Annotated in this window: 15 protein-coding genes; 12 read left to right on the top strand and 3 right to left on the bottom strand. The window is 46.1% G+C overall.

Going from position 1 to position 14,963, the window contains the following annotated elements:
- Positions 1-11: 11 nt before the first annotated feature.
- Positions 12-1,226 (top strand): glycosyltransferase family 2 protein, encoded by a 1,215-nt coding sequence (locus AC1S52_RS14095; RefSeq protein WP_482029649.1) that lies wholly within the window; start codon positions 12-14, stop codon positions 1,224-1,226.
- A gap of 87 nt (positions 1,227-1,313) precedes the next feature.
- Here AC1S52_RS14095 and AC1S52_RS14100 read toward each other — a convergent pair whose 3' ends face one another.
- Entirely contained in the window at positions 1,314-2,252 is a 939-nt protein-coding gene (locus AC1S52_RS14100) for an NAD(P)-dependent alcohol dehydrogenase (RefSeq protein WP_482029650.1), read from the bottom strand.
- Between the two features lie 437 nt (positions 2,253-2,689).
- On the opposite strand from AC1S52_RS14100, the gene AC1S52_RS14105 reads away from it, so the two are divergent.
- The 5 genes from AC1S52_RS14105 to AC1S52_RS14125 all read left to right on the top strand — a co-directional run bounded on the left by AC1S52_RS14105 (position 2,690) and on the right by AC1S52_RS14125 (position 10,558).
- On the top strand, positions 2,690-3,928 hold the full coding sequence (locus AC1S52_RS14105; protein WP_482029651.1) for an FAD-dependent hydroxylase: 1,239 nt from the start codon (positions 2,690-2,692) through the stop codon (positions 3,926-3,928).
- A 40-nt stretch (positions 3,929-3,968) separates the two neighbouring features.
- Positions 3,969-4,856, top strand: coding sequence for an ABC transporter ATP-binding protein (locus AC1S52_RS14110; RefSeq protein ID WP_482029652.1), 888 nt, complete (start codon positions 3,969-3,971; stop codon positions 4,854-4,856).
- 666 nt (positions 4,857-5,522) lie between these two features.
- Complete coding sequence (locus AC1S52_RS14115; protein ID WP_482029653.1) at positions 5,523-9,248, top strand: HEAT repeat domain-containing protein; 3,726 nt, start codon at positions 5,523-5,525, stop codon at positions 9,246-9,248.
- 361 nt (positions 9,249-9,609) lie between these two features.
- Positions 9,610-10,290 carry a DUF6883 domain-containing protein gene (locus AC1S52_RS14120; protein ID WP_482029654.1) on the top strand — a complete coding sequence of 227 codons (681 nt, stop codon included), beginning with the start codon at positions 9,610-9,612 and terminating at the stop codon, positions 10,288-10,290.
- A 19-nt stretch (positions 10,291-10,309) separates the two neighbouring features.
- Positions 10,310-10,558: a DUF4926 domain-containing protein gene (locus AC1S52_RS14125; protein WP_482029655.1), complete on the top strand. Its 249-nt coding sequence runs from the start codon at positions 10,310-10,312 to the stop codon at positions 10,556-10,558.
- A gap of 64 nt (positions 10,559-10,622) precedes the next feature.
- Here AC1S52_RS14125 and AC1S52_RS14130 read toward each other — a convergent pair whose 3' ends face one another.
- Positions 10,623-10,769, bottom strand: coding sequence for a hypothetical protein (locus tag AC1S52_RS14130; protein ID WP_482029656.1), 147 nt, complete (start codon positions 10,767-10,769; stop codon positions 10,623-10,625).
- Positions 10,770-10,948: 179 nt separating this feature from the next.
- On the opposite strand from AC1S52_RS14130, the gene AC1S52_RS14135 reads away from it, so the two are divergent.
- The 6 genes from AC1S52_RS14135 (at position 10,949) to AC1S52_RS14160 (ending at position 14,008) form a co-directional block, all read left to right on the top strand.
- Complete coding sequence (locus AC1S52_RS14135; protein WP_482029657.1) at positions 10,949-11,719, top strand: Rpn family recombination-promoting nuclease/putative transposase; 771 nt, start codon at positions 10,949-10,951, stop codon at positions 11,717-11,719.
- A gap of 269 nt (positions 11,720-11,988) precedes the next feature.
- Complete coding sequence (locus AC1S52_RS14140; protein WP_482029658.1) at positions 11,989-12,210, top strand: hypothetical protein; 222 nt, start codon at positions 11,989-11,991, stop codon at positions 12,208-12,210.
- Positions 12,210-12,626: a type II toxin-antitoxin system VapC family toxin gene (locus AC1S52_RS14145; RefSeq protein ID WP_482029659.1), complete on the top strand. Its 417-nt coding sequence runs from the start codon at positions 12,210-12,212 to the stop codon at positions 12,624-12,626. Before AC1S52_RS14140 ends, AC1S52_RS14145 begins: the two co-directional genes overlap by 1 nt.
- A 148-nt stretch (positions 12,627-12,774) precedes the next feature.
- On the top strand, positions 12,775-13,311 hold the full coding sequence (locus tag AC1S52_RS14150) for an Rpn family recombination-promoting nuclease/putative transposase (protein ID WP_482029660.1): 537 nt from the start codon (positions 12,775-12,777) through the stop codon (positions 13,309-13,311).
- A gap of 52 nt (positions 13,312-13,363) precedes the next feature.
- Positions 13,364-13,534, top strand: coding sequence for a hypothetical protein (locus AC1S52_RS14155; protein WP_482029661.1), 171 nt, complete (start codon positions 13,364-13,366; stop codon positions 13,532-13,534).
- Between the two features lie 201 nt (positions 13,535-13,735).
- Positions 13,736-14,008 (top strand): DUF3303 domain-containing protein, encoded by a 273-nt coding sequence (locus AC1S52_RS14160; protein WP_482029662.1) that lies wholly within the window; start codon positions 13,736-13,738, stop codon positions 14,006-14,008.
- Here the strand turns inward: AC1S52_RS14160 and AC1S52_RS14165 are convergent.
- Positions 14,005-14,907 carry a transposase gene (locus AC1S52_RS14165; RefSeq protein WP_482029663.1) on the bottom strand — a complete coding sequence of 301 codons (903 nt, stop codon included), beginning with the start codon at positions 14,905-14,907 and terminating at the stop codon, positions 14,005-14,007. The genes AC1S52_RS14160 and AC1S52_RS14165 overlap by 4 nt on opposite strands.
- Positions 14,908-14,963: the final 56 nt, after the last annotated feature.

Here is a 14,963-nt window from a genome sequence, read left to right on the forward strand (position 1 = left end):
AGGCTGTTCAAGTGGGGACCGTAATCATTTTGGGTGTATTGGTGGTTGCGCTGGTTGGAGTTGTGGTTCAGTCCAAGCGTTTACGCCAAACGGTTGTATCGGCTCCCAGACTTGAACCTGCGATCGCTGGTAACCAGGGTTTTCTGCCTGACGATTTCAGTCCCGGACAACCAAAAATTTCTGTTATCATCCCTGCCTATAACGAAGCCGCTAACATTAGGGACTGCCTGACTTCGGTGTTAGCCAGCACAGAGGCTCCGGCGGAGTTACTGGAAGTATGGATGATCGATGATCAGTCCAGTGATAACACCCTGGAAATTGCTCAGAAATTACAGAAAACCTTAGCAGACAGCCGATTGAAGGTGTTGGCAGGCAAACCTCGCCCTTCAGGGGAGCGATGGATGGGTAAGAACTGGGCGTGCGTCCAGGGGGCACAGCAAGCTAAGGGCGAGTATTTGCTGTTTTTGGATGCGGATGTGCGATTGAAGCCGGGAGCGATCGCAACGGCTATTCAAACCATGTCAACCGAACAGATTGACCTACTAACGATCTGTCCAGAGGTCATCTGTGGTTGTCTGGCAGAATGGCTGGTACAGCCGTTGATTTTGACCCTGCTAGCGATCGGTTTTGACTTTGTTGAGGTTAATAATCCTGCCAGCGAAACAGCGTTTGCCAATGGACAGTTTATGTTGTTCCAGCGATCTCCTTACGAAAAGATAGGGAGGCATCAATCGGTTGCCAACGAAGTGGTGGAGGATGTGGAACTGGCACGTCGGGTGAAGCAAGCAGGGCTGAAGCTTAAGTATGCTCTGGGACCAAACCTGGCATCTGTGCGGATGTATTCTTCCTGGGCAGCCATTTGGGAAGGCTGGACGAAGAACTGGTATCTGGGTTCTCGCCGCAACCTATCGTTGACTCTTTACTCTGCCATAGTTACGTTTTGGATTTGTACCCTTCCCTGGTTGGGGCTAATCGCCCTGACCATTCAAGCAATCACCGTTGGACTGAATTGGGCTGGCTGGCTAGCTCTAGGGGTAGCGGTTACAGTCATTCTGTCCCAATACCGATTACGCCAATCCCTGTACCAGATGGTCGGCATTCCACCCCGCTACTGGTGGTTGACTGGCATCGGAGGGTTATTAGTTTCAGCGATCGCCCTTGCCTCTATTATCAAAACAGAAACCGGCTGGGGTTGGACCTGGCGCGGGCGATCGTTAAAGTTCTGACAAAAAGTTTTGACAATCCTATGATTTGTTCTATTCACAACTTCTCAACTGCTACTCTCACCGAGAGCCGTACCGCATTGGGGTGAGTTAGAGTTTGCCAGTTTGACCTACCACTATGACGACACTGCCCTTCTTGTGTCCCTGTTCAACATATCTGTGAGCTTCGGCAATCTGTTCCAACGGATAACACTGATCGATGACCGATGTCATCTTTCCCGCCTCAATTAGCTGCTTGAGAAAAATTAAATCTGCTTGTTGTTCGATGGCTATTCCACCGATGACCTGCTTACGGCTACTCATTGAAGTCCATAGCCCTCGCAGGATCGAAGCCAGATCCATGTGGACGGCTCTTAAGTAAATTCCGTCTTCCTTGAGTGCATTTATACAAACCGAAAACGGACTCTTGCCTACGGTGTCAAAAATAATATCGTAGGTCTTACCTCTCTGGCTAAAATCTTCTTTGGTATAATCAATCACCTCGTCAGCCCCTAGAGATTTCACCAATTCCAGATTCACCGTGCTACATACCCCGGTTACTTCTGCGCCAAAGTGCTTGGCAAGCTGCACAGCAGCCGTACCTACTGCTCCAGACGCTCCATAGATTAGAACTGTTTGTCCGCGCTGAATTTTTCCCTTATGTCTCAAGAAAATCAACGAGGTAGTTCCCCCAAAAGGAATAGCGGCAGCCTCCTCATAGGTCATACTGGTAGGCTTTAGAGCAATTGCTCCCGTTTCAGGCAAGCAGAGGTATTCAGCATTAGCGCCAAGACTCATTCCTGCTTGAGCAAAGACCTGATCACCTGCTTTGAAGCGTTTTACATGGTTGCCGACTGTCTCAATTTCTCCAGCCAGATCACACCCCAGGACTGTGTTTTGTTTGGGTCTAATGAAACCATAGAGCAATCGGACTGCGAATGGGTCAGCCTTGCGTATGTGGATGTCTCCTGAAGATACGGTGGTTGCATATATTCTGATCAATACTTCATCAGCCTTAGGAGTGGGTTTTTCTACCTCCTTTAGCTGCATAACTTCTGGTGATCCGTATCCTGTACATACAATTGCCTTCATTAATGCGCCCCAAAAATAGGTTTAGCTTATTCACTACAATCTTCCATCCAAAGAGTTCGCAAAAGATGAACTATCACTCAAATCTTGCAGCAGTGTCAGAAACCGGGTTTCTTGCCATTCACTCAACCTAAAAGCCCTGATTCTTCGTTCAGAAACCCGGTTTCTCAAGGCTTGTTGAGAATGGTGCAAGATCTAAGATCACCTACCACCTACTGAGCCAATGTCCACTGATTGCCCACCAACAACCAACAACTAACAACCAACAACTCCTCTCACCGACCCCTTAACTTGATCCCGCTCGGCGATCGCGCAACAATAGATGTAACGAACTTTTACGAACTTTGTTTAAGATGACGCTGGATCAGCTTGCCGTCCCCCCGATCTCCCAACCTTCGATGCAACCTGAAATCAAGTTCCAGGTTGATGCTCAAAAGCCCGTTGACTACGATGTGATGATTGTGGGAGGGGGGCTGGTCGGGTTGACCCTTGCCTGTGCGCTTAAGGATTCTGGCTTACAGATTGCGCTGGTTGAGGCAAGACCTGAATCAGCGGCGGTTGCCAGGGGACAGGCTTATCACATTAATTTGCTGGCTAGTCGAATTTTTGAGGGAATTGGGGTGTGGGAGGCGATGCGCCCTGAAGTGAACCCCATCGATCAAATTCGCCTTTCAGATGCAGACTATCCGGGAGTCGTTCAGTTCTCTCAGCGTGATTTGAATAGCGAAGTGTTGGGGTATGTCGCAGAACATCGGGTGTTGCTGGCTGCATTACAGAACTTTGTGCGGCAGTGCTCAAATGTGACGTATCTATGTCCAGCAGAACTGGTGAATGTGGTCTATGGCTCAGAGGCAGTTGAGTTAGAGCTAAGACAGGAGGGTGACTGTCGGCAGTTGCGCTCCCGGTTGCTGGTTGCAGCAGATGGGGCGCGATCGCCCATTCGGCAGCAGGCAGGTATTACAACCCGTGGCTGGCAGTACTGGCAGTCCTGTGTGGTTGCCTTCATTCAACCCGAAAAGTCCCATAACAATATGGCTTATGAGCGGTTTCAGCCAGAAGGACCATTTGCCATTTTGCCGTTACCGAATAACCTCTGTCGGATTGTCTGGACCGCTCCCAGTGCCGAGGCAGAAGCAATTCTAGCTCTGGATGAGGCGCAGTTTTTAACGGAACTGAAGCGACGCTATGGAGAGCAGATGGGTGAACTATCCCTGGTGGGCGATCGCTCCCTGTTTAACGTCCAGTTGATGCACAGCAGTCGCTACGCGCAATCCCGGTTGGCGTTGATTGGGGATGCGGCTCACTGCTGCCATCCCGTGGGTGGACAGGGGGTGAATTTGGGCATTCGGGATGCCGCTGCCCTGGCAGAAATTCTGCAAGCGGCTGATCAACAGGGCAAAGACATTGGCGACCTGGCAGTTCTCAAGCAGTACGAGCGCTGGCGGCAGGTAGAAAATCTCACGATTCTGGGTTTTACGGATGTGCTAAATCGGATGTTTTCTAATCGGGTTCTGCCACTGCTCCTGTTGCGTCGCCTGGGGTTGTTGCTGATGCAGTCGGTTCAGCCAGTGAAAGTGACTGCCCTACGATTGATGACAGGGTTGCTGGGTCGGGTTCCAGAGTTAGCTCAGCGATGAGAGGGTAGACTGGACAACAACCCTACAGCGGAGCTTGGTTGTGCTAAAAATTGAACGGCTGAAGAAGACTTACAACCAGCAGCCCGTCTTGCAGGACTTGAGTCTGGCGATCGCTTCAGGCGAAATCTACGGTTTACTGGGACCGAATGGGGCAGGCAAAACCACAACGATTAATATCCTTTGCAATCTGTTGCGGGCAGACAGCGGCACAGTTGAAATTAGCGGACAGCCCATTTCTGAACGGACGAAGCGGGTGATTGGCGTTGCTCCCCAAGAAAATCTGCTGTACCGGACGTTGACCTGTGAGGAAAACCTGGGTTTCTTTGCCAGTCTCTATGGGCTAAGTGGACGGCAGAAGCGGCAACGGGTTGAGGTCTGTTTGGCGGCAGTCGGTCTGACTGAGCAGGCGAAACGTCCAGCCGAAAGGCTAAGTGGTGGAATGCAGCGGCGGTTGAGTCTGGCGATCGCCCTCGTCCACCAACCCAAACTCCTGATTCTGGATGAACCCACGACGGGTTTAGACCTGGAAGCTCGGTATGAACTGTGGGACTTGATTCGACAGCAGCAGAAACAGGGGATTACGATCCTATTGACCACTCATCTACTGGATGAAGCAGAGAGATTGTGTCAGCGAATTGGGATTCTGAAACAAGGGCGAATGCTGGCAGAAGGGACACTGGCAGAACTACGTCAGCGGATTCCGGCTCAGGAGGTGATTCTGGTGCAGACAACCAAAGAAGAGCGGGCGATCGCCCGTGCCCAGGAACTCGGCTTTACTCACCGACGCTACGGCAGTGACCTCGCCTTCTGGCTCCCCCAATCACTGGAACTGAAAGATATTCTGGCTCGTTTTGATGGCATTCCGATTGATTCAATTGCTCGCCAACCTGTCAGGTTAGAGCATATTTATCTAGAAGTTACTCGTTAAAAGGGTGTTACTGCGATCTGTGGGAGGGCGCAGCCGGGAACTCTTCTATTGCAAACTACGTAAACTCAACTCAACTTACGGCGAGGGGCGATCGCACTAAATATCCCCCACAGGCACTCCGTCCAGAACATGAAGATTTGCCGAACCCTGTTGGATAAAATGCTCTGGCGAGGCTAATATACGACTCAAATGCTGGATAAAAGGCGGTTCAGGCATATTATCCAGCACCAAAGTCGTCTAATCCCCCGATTTGGGTAAATAGCCTGCACGGGTGCCGAATAATATATCAATCCAGGTGCTTATCCAGCATTTTTGCAGGCTATCTATCCACTGGAAAATAGATAGCTGACTTGGACGCTGGATAAATACCCTTCTGGGGTGTGTTAGCCTGCTTGGAAGAGAGGAATGCCGCTCAAATAATAGTTAGCTGGCTCTGCACATAGATCTTGCACTTATCTTTAGAAGTCTCTATGTCACCTGAAAGCGTTTGTCAAATCAGTAGCTGAGAGAGTGGGCAAATCTAGAGCAATAGTGCCAAAATTGAGGGATAAAATTTCGTCTCTTAAAAAGCCAATGGTAGATCTGGCAGCAACTTTGACCGCAAGAGCAACAGCAACTCTGGCATTCCAGAAATTTCAGGGACAGATGGATTAGGTATGGGTAAAGATGACTGACCCTATCGCCCAACTGTGTCAGCTTATTGCCGAGAAGCTACGGGATGAACCGGAGGCATCTCTGGTGGAGTTGGTTTCACATGTAGAAGAAAAGATCAATGAAAATTCTGAGTTAGCAACTGCGCTGCATACTCATCAGCAAATGCAGCAATATAACCGGGATAGCTCGAAAGGGTTTCAAACTTTTGTTGAAGATGGTGGCACTATTTTTATTGAAGGCACTCACTACCATCTGTCTGATCCAGAAAAGTTTAAAGTGATATTAGAAGAAATTCTAAATAAACTCTTGGCATGTAAGACCAAAAAAAATTGCGAGTTCACATCTTATTTGAACTCTCTCATAACACATTATGAGCAGTGGTGGGATTGTTATCGTTTGACCGAGGCTATCTCTGCTCGACAGGAAACTTTTATATTTGATCAAGTACTACAGACTCAGGAATTTAAAGAGGGCCAACCTGAAGACAATGAATTAGATTCATTACCTTTCCTAGAAAAAATTGTTAAATATTCCGAAATAGAGCATATTTTGCTAGTAGGTCCTCCAGGTATGGGGAAGTCTACAACATTACTTCGTCTGTTAGTTTGGTTGACGAATAGAGAAATTCAGGAATTAGAACCTATCATTCCTGTTCTGGTCAAGCTAAAAGACTATCAAGAGACAGACTCTAGCAATAATGATTTCACGGGAATACTAGCTCTAATTCAAGAATCGCTAGAGCCAGATATTGCCTTAAGCATTCAAGAAATTCAAAAGCTTTTATTTGAAGATAAGTGTTTTTTTCTACTCCTAGATGGATTAAATGAGATTCCTGCCAGTAACATCTACGGAAAACTAGTTAGTTTTCGAGCAAAGTGTGAACGCGCTAAAATTCCGCTTGTATGTACTACACGAGATCCAAGAGATAACCTGGGCATCAAAAAAAGACTTAATCTACAACCCCTCAAACCTAAGGAGATTAAAAGGTTTGTAGATGAGTGCATGCCTGGGCAAGAACAACAAGTCCTGACGCTTCTGAATAAGGGCAATCAAGAACTTAATAAGACACCTCTAGTTTTATGGATGATTTACGATATCTTTCGTAAGTCTGGGGAAGTTCCAGAGAGCTTGGGAGAAGCATTTCAAAAATTTGTTGAAAGTTATACGAGTTATAAACTAAATCAAGAGGGTATTAAAGCTTCCAAGGAAACCCTCCAAGGCTGGAACTTATCATTAGAGTTTCTAGCTTTTAATATGCTGGTTTCGCCTGATCCCCAGAATCCAGGCTTAGTAGTTCCAGAAGTACATGCTAGGAGACTTTTAACTGATTTTCCAAGTAATCCACCAATTGATCTTAGTCAATCTCAAAGTTTACTTAACAATCTTCTTCAATATCACTTACTCCAAAAAACTGACAAAGGAGAGGTCAGTTTTTGTCATCAACTCATTCAAGAATACTATGCAGCGAAATATTTGTTACAAGGACTCCCTAATCTCCTTAAGAACGAGAACAAATTTCAACAAGACTACCTTAACTATTTAAAGTGGACTGAACCCATCGCTTTGATGCTGTCATTGGTAACTGATAGAGATCAGGCACTGCAAGTAGTGAAGCTGGCATTGGATGTCGATTTGAGGTTGGGAGCAAGGCTAGCTGGAGAAGCAGCTTTAGCTTTTCATGAAGCAACTGTAGGAGAAGTAATTGCGCTTCCTGTAGCGGACTGGCTAAAGGTTGAGCTTTTGGGTGAAACACGGTCAGAAGTAGCGATCCCAGAGCTTCTGTCATTCTTAACGCATTCAAATATCAACATTGCTCAAGCCGCAGCGTCTTATATAGGAGAGACTCACAATCAAGCTGCTATAGATACTTTAATAAGAAGATTAGACGAAATTAGCAACAAGTTTTTCTCTCAAAAGTCGTGGGGAGGCCCTGATAAGACTGGAGATTTATGGTCAACCCATGTTCAAGCACTTAGCTATCTTTCACCGCAAATAACTACTCAATTTTTACGTGAGAAGTTAGAAAAGTACGATATATTGTTGCTAATGACGACTCAGGCAGCATCAATTTTGATGCAATTGAATGCTGAAAGAATCATTCCAGAACTGCTTGAGGAATTTAGAAATGCTCAGCATGAGGAAAATAGAAAGATAGCTGCTGGTTGGAAAGAGCCTGAAGAAGAAATTCAGATGCCTGACTTGGCGGAGCTAGCTATACATAAAAATGCTGCTGAAGCATATAGAACTATTCGATTTACTCCTCCTTCTCCTGAATTTCATCAGAGAAACCGTATTCTAAATCTTCTTGAAAATTCTACAGATTATGAATTATTTGTTCCGAGCTTGATTCAAGCATTTGACCAAGAGTCTGATGAGACGCTTCAGAAGCACATAATTCAAATTTTAGGTAAGAGTAAGTATGATGCTGCAATTCACTTCTTAGTACAAAAACTAGGCGAAGACAGAAGCAGCCTTCGTACAGAAGCAGCTAAACAACTAATCAAGCTAAAGAGTATAAATAATCCCGAAGACCTTGAGGAACTAAGGAACTTAGCGAAGCATGAGGACTGGAATATATCGTGGTGTGCAGCTATTGTCTTAGGACATCTTAAGGATTCTACAGTTCTGCCAAGAATGATGTATGAACTAGAACATCATCAGACGCCAAGTTTGCGTTCAACTGCTGCTAAAGTTCTCGGTATTATTGGTGATCCAAGCTGTGTCCCTTCTTTGCTTAAGGCTATCAATCATGATTCTGATAGATATGTCCGACTAAATTCTGCTTGTGCCTTAAGTAATTTTGGGCAAAAAGAAGCCATTCCTGTTCTCCTAGATTCATTGAAAGCGCCTACTAATGCTGATCCTCATGCTGAAATCATGAAAAGCTTTTCGAGGTTTAGCCTCAAAGAGCCTTTGCTTGAGATTACTCAGTCTAAAAACTTATATTGGCAAAGAGCTGCTATTGAGTTAGGCAAGTTAGCTAAATTACAAGGAGATAGAGAATCAGGGATTTTGCCAGATTTGTTCAAGGCTTTAGAAGATCCAGGTCACGAATCTTCTAGTGAGACTATAGATCTCTTATCCGAATTAGCAGATGCTGAAACATTGAATTGCCTGATCGATGCATTAGAATATCCAGAAAAGTATACAAGAGATATTTATTTTCTCAATAGAGTTGCCCTTGCTTTGGTGAATTGCCGTCCTGAAATGATGGCTGATAAATTAACTAGCTTAAAGAGATTAAACGAAAGTAGTCATATTTCACAACTTTCTTGGTTGGTTCCAACAATCCAAAGCCGCTGCAAGTTCTATAGCTACGATATTTTGCAGGCAGCCCAGCAAAGGAAGAAAGAAGATATAACAGAGCAGATCCCTCAAGATTCGTCTGCTGCCTTACTTACTCAAATTGACCAGACAACGCGAACCACTTCTAAAAGGATAGAAAAAATGGCAGATGAACCGAGAACAGAAAACAAATTTGAGATTATTAACTCTCCTATTAATGCTCCAATTGGCACAAGTGGTGTGACTCACAGCCAGGTAACTGTCCCTGATTCCGAAGCTAAGAAAGGAATCGATTGGGGAAAATGGCTTGCTATTATTGGAATTTTCGTGGCAATAGTTGCTATACCAGCTTCGATGGCTGTAAGTGGCGCATTTAACGAAGAGTTTAAGGGATGGTTAAACCGCATTTTTTCTTCCAAAGTTGAACAACAACCTGAACCCAAAGGCGAATAAGTACAATTTCTAATTGCGCAGGTTGGGTTAAGGCACAAAACTCAACATTTACAGACTTTGACAACACATGGATATCGGGTTTTCAATATCGTAAGTAGTAGCAGTCACAGATAACATACGCCAGCTAACAATGCCCATGCACACCGACCGTCGAAGGTTAATCAGTTATGATGCAGAGGTGATCTGCGGCGGGTGATGGGCAACGTTATGCCGCTGAGTCCTCGGTGGTGAAAATACTTGAATCTCATCTGTTTGTCGTACATCCATACCGTATCCAATTCATTTAAGTAACTCTATATACTTTCGGAATTAAATTAGTGTAGATTCCGGCTTAGGAACCTGAATTAAGGTCAAGCAGTATATGCCTCTTGAAATACACAACTACATATGGAGTGAGGAACGTCTAGTACAAGTCGAAACTCAACCCAATCACATTGATGGCGTTTTGGATGTAATTCAAGATGTGCGGAGAAGTTCAGATTTAGACTGGGAAGATATTTATTCGGCTTACTATGAATCCGAAGAGGACGGAACAATCACTTTTTATGAAGGAGAGAGTGCAGAAGCAGGTAATCCTGGTGTATGGACTTACGTTGTGTATGACTGTCTTGAAGGTGAGGAAGAAGTTGTTCGCAATCCTAGCATTGATGTTCTAGCCGCTTTATCAAAAGTTCAGCAAGGGATTGAAGCGAGAAGAGCTAACACAATAAATTTACTACCATATGCCGAAAATGCTGTAGTTGATATTCGCAAACTTCGGGACTACTGCCTCAACCCAAATCATGATGATGGTAAGCACAAAGCTCGGTTATTTTCCTCGATTTTAGGAATGACTGCTACTGATGCTGAAGACCTGCGCCAAATTCTTCTCAAAATTATTAAAACACAAGAGGTTCGCCCAGGAAGGCAAGACGCATATGGGCAACGTTACACTATAGATTTCACCCTTGAATGGCAAAATAGAAGTGCGATCGTTCGGAGTGGCTGGATTATCGAAAATGATTCTGATATTCCAAGATTAACAACCTGCTATCCTCTGTAGCTCTTAGAGGTGATATAAAATGACAACTAATACAGTCAATTTACTTGATGTGGTGGCTCTAATAGTCGATCTCCCTCAGTACAATTTGTGGCAAGGGCAGGTAGGTACAGTCGTTGAAATTTTGGCTGGTGGGACAGCATTTGAAGTAGAGTTCAGTGATCGTAGCGGACGCACGTATGAGTCCCTTGGGCTACGTCCAGAGCAAATTATGGTGTTACATTTTGAGCCAATTGCTCCTAGTTCAACAACAGCAATGGTCACAGCATAGTCGGCATAACAATGCCAATTCAAATGCAGCGGACAGACGAAAGCCGCTGGTGGTGAGTTCAAGGTTATCTGCTGCCGCTGATTTGAGCAGTTAGCTGGCTCCGCATCAAGTCTTTGCACTCGTCCTTCAAGGTTGTCTGTTGAACCGAGAGCGCCCAGAAGGTGGTCGGTTGAGGCAGTGGTTTGAGTGTGGTCTGTGGTTGCGAAAGCATCCAGAGGATGGTCAGTGCGATCGCTGATTGCCGTAGGCTGGGTTAACGACAGGAAACCCAGCATTGTTTTTCCTGACCAGGACTGACCAGAAGTACGACCGCGCTCAAGATTGTGACTGTGGACGTGAGTAGATTCTGTTAAGTCATTTTACGGGTATCGCAAGTATTACAATTCATTCATGTATGACGATACCTGTCGCTTCCTTGCCGAGCACTTCTCCGCCGACTTCGCCAGTTGGCTGCTGGGAGAGTCTGTCACGATGGCAGAACTTCAGCCTTCCGAACTCTCCCTCGACCCGATTCGCGCCGATGCCCTAATTTTGCTGGAATCAGATGAATCCGTTTTGCATATCGAGTTTCAAACGCTTCCCAAGAACAATATCCCGTTCCGGGTTTTGGATTATCGCGTGCGAATGTATCGAAAAGATCCAACTAAACCAATGCGGCAGGTCGTGATTTACCTGAAGCAGACTGGCTCAGAATTGGCTTATCAAACGAGCTTTACGATGGAGCGCACCCGCCATGAGTTTGATGTCATCCGATTGTGGGAGCAGCCTGCTTCACTCTTTCTACAATATCCTGGGCTGATTCCTTTCGCAGTTCTAGGTCAAAGTGCGGATGCAGAAGAGACATTGCGCCAAGCTGCTCAAAGGGTGGATCAAATCGCTGACCCCACGATGCAAGCGAACCTGATGGCGGCTTCAGCGATTTTAGCTGGGTTAAAATTAGAAGATGAGGTCGTTTATCGCGTACTACGGAGAGACATCATGCAGGAATCTACTGTTTATCGCTCCATCCAGAGAGAAGCTCAGAAAGAGGAGAAGCGGGCGATCGCACTCAATCTTCTGCAAGAAAGTGTACCGATTGAAACCATCGTTCGCAGTACTGGTTTGTCGATCGAAGAAGTGCAACAACTTCAGCAACAACTCAATGGCTCCGCACAAAGCTGAAGTCGATCAATGTACGGAGAGTTGATCTAAAAAACGGCATAACAACCCGGTTGGAGCGGACAGTTGAGAGTCTTTTCGTCTATTACATAGTCGATCTGCTGCCGCTCAACCGGAACGTTATGCCGTTCATCTCTCGGTTGAGGCACAGCCAGAATCTTATCTCTTGGCGTTCGAGGTTAGATGGTATGACATCTTGAGCCAGCAGTGCTTTCAGGCGATAAGGGCAGCAGCAATTTACAATAGATCAAGAGTTGCTTAGGAAAGGACTGATGACGTTACAAGAAATCCAAAATCAGGCATTGCAGTTGCCTACTGGCGATCGCTGGCAGTTGGTACAGGTTCTTCTAGACTCTCTGAAACGGGAAGCAAACCTCAAGCCCAAGCGGGGGAACCTGTCGCGTTTGCGAGGTGTTGCTAAGATTTCGGCAGCTACAGGAGAAAGTAACGCCCAAACGGATTATGTAACCTATCTGACCGAGAAGTATCAGTAATGCGAATTCTGATTGATACTAATGTTGTTCTTGATTTTTTACAAGAACGAGAGCCGTTTGTGGAAAATGCTGCAAGATTATTTGAACGTATTGATGCTGGTGAAATTGAGGGGTTTATCGCAGCAACGACAATAACTAACATTTACTACATTGTTCGTAGGGCAGCAGGAAGGGCAGTGGCGCAAGATGCAATTACTCAGGTGTTAAGCGATCTAACCATTTGTACAGTCGATTTAGAGGTGCTAGAACAAGCTCTTGCATTAAATTCCGAGGATTTTGAAGATGCAGTACAGTATGCTTGTGCGGTAGCGTATAGCGTTGATGCGATCGTAACTCGTGATGCCTCTGGATTTATCAATGCGGAAATTCCTGTTGTTTTGCCTGAAGATATTGATACTATCAATCGTGCTGAGTGAAACAATTGAATCAGTGTTCAGCGTGTCATAACAAGTGTTTCCTGACCAGCACTAACCAGAAGTACGACCGCGCTCAAGATTGTGACTGTGGACGTGAGTAGATTCTGTTAAGTCATTTTATGGGTATCGCAAGTATTACAATTCATTTATGTATGACGATACCTGCCACTTCCTTGCCGAGCACTTCTCCGCCGACTTCGCCAGTTGGCTGCTCGGAACACCTGTTACCCTGACTGAGATCCAACCCTCCGAACTCTCCCTCGACCCAATTCGAGCCGATGCGATGATTGTGCTCCAGTCGGAAGAGTCCATTCTTCATATCGAATTCCAAACGCTACCGAAGCAGGAAATCCCATTGCGGATGTTGGATTATCGCGTTCGAGTGCATCGGCGCTACAAAGATAAATCTATGAGACAGGTGGTGATTTATCTCAAGCCCACCACATCTGAACTTGCCTATCAAACGAGCTACGAACTAGAGCGCACCCGTCATGAATTTGATGTGGTTCGGTTGTGGGAGCAACCTGCTTTACTATTCCTACAATATCCTGGGTTGTTACCCTTTGCAACATTGGGACAGAGCGAGAGTCCAGAAGGTATGTTGCGGCAAGTGACTCAACTTGTCGAGCAGATTAAAGATCCGACAACACAGGCGAATTTGATGGGGCAGCGTCAGCGATTCTAGCTGGGTTACGATTAGAGGAAGAAGTGATTTATGTCTGGTACAGAGGGACATCATGCAGGAATCTGTGATTTACCGCTCTATTCAGAGAGAAAATACGCGGACGATCGCGCTCAATTTGTTGCGTAGAGGTGTGGCAATCGACATTATTGTCTCTTCCACAGGCTTATCGCTCGAGGACGTCCAGCAACTTCAGCAGCGACTGAACGAGTCTCCGCAAAGCTAATCGAATCAGTGTTGCAATCGCGGCATAACCCTGCTGGAGCGGACTGGTAAGAGGTTCTGACTGTGCTGCAAAAGCTACTTACAGCCGCTCAGAACGTTATGTTGCTTGCGTTATCAGTTGTGCTGTACTCAAAGGTTATTTGTGAGATGACTGAGCAATCGGTGCGTTAAATTAACGAAGTGGTTGCTGAGGTTGAAATCCATGCTTTACATGGTCATCGAATATTTCAACGCAGAAGCGGCTGTTGATATCTATCGTCGCGCCCGCGACCGTGGTCGTCAATTGCCACCGGGTCTTGAGTATGTGAATAGTTGGGTAGATTTGAACTATTTTCGGTGCTTCCAACTCATGCAGACGGATAACCCAGCTTTGTTTGATATTTGGATCAAAGCTTGGAACGATCTCGGTCATTTTGAAATCATTCCAGTGAGAACTTCAACAGAAGCGGCTCAACACATTGCACATAAGCTCTAGTACAGCGCCATCAAATAGAAGTTCCATAGCCCCGTTGCGGTCAACATCGAACGGTCATCAAAATTAGTCACACGATTTCTGTAAACATCGCTCACAATCCTGTATCGTTTCACTCCCGCAAACGCATTCTCGCATCGCACTCGCCGACTACTTTTCTCACGATTCTCCTGTTTCTGCTCGTCACTGAGGCTGCCTCCTCGGGGTTTCTTGTGAGGCATCTCAATGTTGTCATACTCCTTCTGTAACCCTAAAAATCCTAAATCGACGGCAATCACAATCTCATCAGGAATGCCCTTCCCTATCTCTTCCTCATCCAGCAATCGCTTATCATGCACGTTTCCCTCTCGTGCCTGGGTCAGCACCAATACCCGTTTGCCTTCATCGACTGCGGCTAGATGTTTGCGAGTGTGTCGCCGCTTTTTTCCCGAATAATGCTCCTTTTGTCGCTCCGGGTCTTTCGGACGAGCAATGGGGCGCTCGGTACCATCCATCATCACTTCTTTGACTTCCGGGTAGCGTTGCAAGAACTGCTCAATACCTTCGAGTTTTCGTTCCGGCAGCACCATCTTTTGCCCCAGAGCCGCTTCAAGTATCGGTTGCAGTCGGTGCATCCAGCGATGAGCTTGGCTGCGGTCAAAGTCAAACAGAATTCCCGCCACATCAAAGGTGGGATAGCACTTGAAGTAGAACAGGATGTAGAACAGTTTCTCTGACATACTCGACAATCGAGCTTTGTCTGCTTGACCTCCACCAGGAGCACGTTGTCGTACCTGTGCTTGTATCTGCGCTTGCCATGCAGCCGTAAAAACAGGCAATAGCTCATCAAAGGCTTGCCGATTTAGACCTGTCAGAGCACGCAGCAGACGGTCGTTACTCAACGCACGATGGAGGTTGATCATGCTGGCTCATACTCGATGAAGTCCTTTCGATTATCCCTTATTCCGCAACAAGTCTA

It is taken from the genome of Kovacikia sp. CALU 1929 (assembly GCF_056784235.1).